General features: G+C 60.6%; 2 protein-coding genes. Both read left to right on the forward strand.

From position 1 onward, the window contains the following. Positions 1 to 365, forward strand: a 365-nt coding sequence (locus RMZ43_RS35925; RefSeq protein WP_428851016.1) for a hypothetical protein, incomplete at its 5' end; no start/stop codon positions are given. 38 nt (positions 366 to 403) lie between these two features. Next, complete coding sequence (locus RMZ43_RS35930) at positions 404 to 688, forward strand: DUF1153 domain-containing protein (protein ID WP_428851017.1); 285 nt, start codon at positions 404 to 406, stop codon at positions 686 to 688. Positions 689 to 842 lie beyond the last annotated feature (154 nt).

Genomic DNA, 842 nt, shown 5'->3' on the forward strand with positions numbered 1-842 from the left:
GGGGCGGCGAGCGCTTTGCCCGTCATTGGCACGACGTCACGCGCTTGGGCGCCGCCGGCTTCGCAGACGCGGCGATTGCCGACCGGGCGCTCGCGGAGGCAGTGGCCGATCACAAGAGCATCTTCTTCGCGGAAAAAAGCCCGGATGGCGCATCGATTGACTACCATACTGCCGTCTCGGGTAAGCTGTGCTTGGTGCCCAACGACGAGGCTCTGGCCAAGTTGGCCGCTGACTACCAGCACATGGTCGACGACGGGCTATTCCTCGATGAGGTCGAATCGTTCGAGGCTCTCCTCCGGCAATGCCAGGCCATCCAAGAGAAGGCGAATGCGATTCGAGACCCCGCCGATGTAATGACCCACTGAAATCCTGCTCAGGTGTTCCTTTCCCAAGGGAGCCCCCCATGAGCATCGTGATGGAAGAAGAAATCAAACGCTGGACCGCCCGTCGGAAGTCGGCATTGGTCCTTGAAGTGATTCAAGGTAAGACGTCGATATCGGAAGCCAGTCGTCAGTTTGACCTAACGCCCTCAGAGATCGAAGGCTGGGTCGAGGATGCGAAGCGCGGCATGGAGAATGCCCTGCGTGCTAATCCCGAAGACGTCCGCGAGCAGTACGAGCGGCAGCTGAAGGACCTTCAGGAAGCCTATGGCGAGGCCATGCTGGAGCTGCGCGCACGAAAAAAATGAGCTCCCTGCTGGCAAGGACGAGACCTGATGGTTTCCCTTCAGCCGGGATTGCTCGCCGATGGCTTCGATGTCTCGATGGTCAAGCTATGCCGTAAGCGTCCGGCCTGACCACGTTGACGGTGATGCACGGTGGCGGCAGGCCGTCAGTGCCCGC

The organism is Nostoc sp. CmiVER01, assembly GCF_034531135.2.
Classification (GTDB): domain Bacteria; phylum Cyanobacteriota; class Cyanobacteriia; order Cyanobacteriales; family Nostocaceae; genus Nostoc.

Bases quoted from the DNA above. Each gene is read 5' to 3' on its own strand.
- RMZ43_RS35930 (WP_428851017.1), top strand. From the start codon at position 404: ATGAGCATCGTGATGGAAGAAGAAATCAAACGCTGGACCGCCCGTCGG.